This window comes from Amycolatopsis sp. NPDC059027 (assembly GCF_042739735.1).
In the GTDB taxonomy this organism is placed as follows: Bacteria; Actinomycetota; Actinomycetes; order Mycobacteriales; family Pseudonocardiaceae; genus Amycolatopsis.
Window position 1 is genome coordinate 1 of the sequence record NZ_JBHYIK010000052.1, and the last position, 4,176, is coordinate 4,176.

Annotated in this window: 2 protein-coding genes; both read right to left on the reverse strand. The window is 70.3% G+C overall.

The features are described 5' to 3' along the window. On the reverse strand, nucleotides 1-201 hold a 201-nt coding region (locus ACFWY9_RS30635; protein WP_378340514.1), incomplete at its 3' end, for an SsgA family sporulation/cell division regulator. Between the two features lie 192 nt (nucleotides 202-393). Continuing rightward, a complete protein-coding gene (locus ACFWY9_RS30640; protein ID WP_378323868.1) occupies nucleotides 394-3,666 on the reverse strand; it encodes an NACHT domain-containing protein in 3,273 nt (1,090 codons plus the stop codon). Nucleotides 3,667-4,176: the final 510 nt, after the last annotated feature.

Below are 4,176 nucleotides of genomic sequence, written 5' to 3' on the forward strand. Positions count from 1 at the left end.
CGGCGCGAGCAGACCGTCGGCGAGCAGATCGCGCCCGAAGATCCAGCGGACGACGTTCGTTCCGGCGTGAAGGATCGCGACGATCGCGTACGGGTCTTCGGTGTCGTGTTCCAGCTCGACGGGGACCGGCAGCGGGCTCGCCCCGAACGTCCGGAGCCCGAACTCGATCCGCGCCTGGGTGACGCTGTGCTTTTCGGCCATGATGCGGTGCACCCCTCTGTGCCGCGGGAGATGTGTTGATCTTGCTATACACATAACGCACGGTAAGTCACTTGGCGATCCCTCTTGAAAATCTTTCACACGTTAGGGGCAAGGTTCTGCCCGTTCTCCTCACCCACAGGCGACACAATTATGACCGCCGTCACAAATTCGGGTAACGCGGATGATGGGCCCTCAAGCGGTGGACAGGACGATCGTCTCGGTCGGCGACGACCGGCCGGTCGCGCGGTCTTCCAGCAGCGTGATCCCGGCCGCGATCCGCCGGAACGCGGCACCGGTGCCGGGCTTTCCCTGAGCGTCCGCCTCGCAGGCGAGACACAGCGCCCCGATCCGGATCGCGGTCGCCGTGGGGGTGTTCAGCGGCTGACGGCGGGCGAAGATCGGCCTGGCGAGCCGTTCCAGCCGGGGCGCCACGTCCTGGGCCCAGGCCGAGCATCCGCCACCGACGGTCAGCTCGGCACACCCCTGCCAGGTCTCGTGCCCCAGCGAATCCGGCGAAACGATCTCCTCGGTGCTAGCCAGGCCGGTCACAGCCGCCAGCGCGCGGTCGAAGTCCGCTTGGAACCGCTGTCCGTCACCAGTCCGCGAAGCTCCGGAGTCCCGCAGTGCCCGCGACAGCGCGTGCGCGAGCGCCCGCCCGACGATGTCTTCCAGGTGCCGATCGAGTTCGGGCGCCGGCAGCGGGCTGCGGTCGGCCCCGCGGACCCGGTCGAGCGCGAGCACCCCGTCGAGGGTGAGTTGGAGGTCCAGTTCCAGGGCGTGGTCGAGATCCAGGTCGACGGTTTTGGCCAGATTGCGGGCATATTCGCGATCCCGGTCGAGGGCGCGGTCGAGATCGTGCACCATGGCGCGGTCGCGGTCGTGCACCCGCTCCCGGTCCCGCTCCCGGCCACGGGCGGCGTCGAACGCCCGCGCCAGCGCCAGATCGAGCGCCAGTGCGAGGTCGACGGACCGGATCCGCGCGAGGTCGCGGAGCCGGGCGAGGTCGAGTGCCCTGGCGTGGTCGACCTCCAGATCCACCATCCTGGCCAGGTCGAAGGCGTGCGCGAGGGCCGGATCCAGTGCCTTGGCCAGCCCGGGATCGCGGACCTGGGCGAGCGCGAGATCCGCCGCGCGGGCGAGACCGTGGACCAGCTCCCCGGCGAGGTTCCGCGCCCTGATGCCCGCCACCGTGCGCTTGAGGTCGAATTCGAGGGCCCGCAGGACGACCAGTGACCGGATCAGCAGCAGCCGGGCCAGGGTCGGCGCCGAATCGGCCCAGTCCTTGCCGACCCGTTCGCCCAGTGTCCCGGTGTCCACTGTGTACGGATGCCTGCCTTGCCCCGGCGTCCACAACCGCGGCCCGGAACCGTTCTGGTCGTACCAGACACTCAGCGCGGCCGACGGCTCCGGTTCCGCCGGGTGCAGCGCGCGCTGCACGGCCGGATCGCCGATCTCGGTACTCGTGGGCAGCCGGTAGGCCGGTTCACCGCCGACGATGTCGTTGACCCAGCCGACGAAGGCGAGCGCGTCGGTGCCGCGCACCCCGACCACCGGCGCGTCCGAGCCGGGCTGGAACGGCCGCGGGTCGTCGGGCAGATCGTGCCCGGTGTCGGACAGGAACAGCCGGTAGATGTCCGAGGTGATCGGCTGCGGGCAGATCCGGGCCGTGGCGGCGGGGATGAGCCGCCGCAGATGCCGGGTGATCAGGACGTCCGCCATCAGCTTGCGGCGCCGGGGATCGGTGCCGGAATCGTAGGCGGAGCGCAGCAGCCGGTCCAGCCGGTCCCGCAGTTCCGGGTCGATCTCGCGGGCCTGCTCCGCGCAGTCGAAGGCCAGCGCCAGCGCGTGGACGCTGTCCGAGGCCAGGCAGGCCTGGATGATCGCGTCGGAGTCCGACCGGGCGGCGTACAGGAGGATGCTCTCCCGCCACCAGCCGTCCTCGACGGTGCCGGGCAGCAGGCCGGTCAGCCCCTTGTCCCGGATGTGCGCGGCCGCCAGGTACTCCTGGAAAGTGTGGTGGGCGAAGGAATACAGGCCGTTCTCGCGCTCGACCAGCAGCCCCTCCGAGCCGACGCCGGTGAGGAACTCCGCCGCCGAAAGTCCCCTGGCCACCCGGCGCAGCGCGGGTTTGATCGAGGCGATGACCTCGTCTCTCGGCAGGTCCCGCACCCGGCGTTCCATCATGTCGAACGCGAGCCGCCGCAACAGGAACTCCGTCTGGTCCCCGCCCAGTTCGATCGGCAGCTTCTTGGCGCCCCGCCGCCGCCAGAGCATCACCTCGCAGATTTCGCTGTACAGCTCGGCCCGGCTGCCGGGCAGCGCGCCACGGTAGTGGTGCACATTGGTGATCATCGTCAGCAGCAGTGGATTGACCGTCAGTTCGTACAGCCAGGGGGAATCCCGCAGCCGGTCGAGCAGATCGTCCGCGGCCGAGGCGGCGCGCCGCTCGGCCTCCAGCGGGTCGGAGCCGGCGCTGTGCCGCTCGACCGAGCCGCACCAGGCACGCACGAACCGGGCCACCTGCTCGTCGGTGAAGCGGCGCACCTGCAGGACGGTGGCGCCGGCGATCTCGGCCGACTGGTAGCCCCGCGGCCGGGAGGTGATCACGAAGTCGTTGCCGGGGTACTGCCCGATCAGCCGCTCGACCCAGTCCGCCACGGCGCGGCGGTCCTCGCGACGCGCCACCTCGTCCAGCCCGTCGAGCAGCACCACGCATTCGCCGTCGCGCAGCTTCTGCTCGAACCAGCCCTCCGGCTCGTCGGCGCGGTACCGGCCGAGGGTGCGGCGCGCCAGCTCCGCGAGCGACACGTCCGGATCGGAGATCATCTCGGCCGCGTGGTCGCGGAGGAACAACAGGATCGGGACCGCGCGCCGCCGCCTGCCGCCGGACCGGCAGACCAGCCGCGCCGTGTAGCGCAGCAGCGTGGTCTTCCCGCTGCCCGCGGCGCCGACCACCGCCAGCACCCGGGACGCCGGATGGTCCAGGAAGTTCCACAGCTGGTACCGCTCGGTCACCCCGGCGGGCACGTCCCCCAGCGGATCGGCCGCGACCTGGTGCGGGCTGCGCGGCGCCAGGCCGACGTCGACGAAGACCTCGTCGAGCTGAGGTGTGTAGGGCCCGATGGTCGTCAATCCCTTGAGATCGACGAACCGCAGGCTGCCCAGCACGAATTCGCGGTATCGCCGGTCGAAGCGGAACAAGCGGCGCCACAGCGGCTGGTCGAGCCGGGTAACCAGCCGTTCGCGCCACCGTTTCACCAGATCGTCGGCGACCCCACCGGCGAACGCGACGACCGCCAGCACGCCCTCGTAGATGACCAGCAGCAGCCCGGCGAGCACCGGCCTGCCCGCCGCCCAGGCGGGCCAGGCACCCGCCACCGCGGACGGCGGTCCGATCGTCAGCGCGAGCCAGCCGAGGCGCCCCGCCCACTTGCCCGACTCAGCCAACCGCCACGCCTTCCTCATCCGAAAAGGGGAAGGCCAGGATAACCGGCGAATGCGGCGCGGAAGTGCTCATTTGCGCAATTCACGAACACGCGCGAGGGCGATTACGACATTCGAGTGAGCCCGCTGGTCCGTTTATTCCCCGAGCGGGCAAGATCGCTACGGGATCACCCCTCGTGTGGGCGAATTCGTCGTCATGGCGGGAAAAATGGACCAACGTCGACGATCGCCGGAACATTTTCTCCGGATGTGACCCGAAATGACGATCAAGAGTCTTTCCCGCTCGCATTCACCGTCGGGATCCGGTCGCCAGTGAACAAAACCCGACGGCAAGAATGCCCTGCCGGGCACCGTCCCTGTCTGTGAAGGCCCCCTTCACAGCGCCCGGCCCGGCTCCACCGTGATCCCTTTGTGGGGGGGGGGGGGGGGCGGGGGGGGGGGGCCGCCAGCGGCGGGAGTGACTGGTCCGCTGCCGCCGGCCCGCGCCGCGGCGCGCGACCACACTGCAACGATAAGAGAGAGAGCTACAGT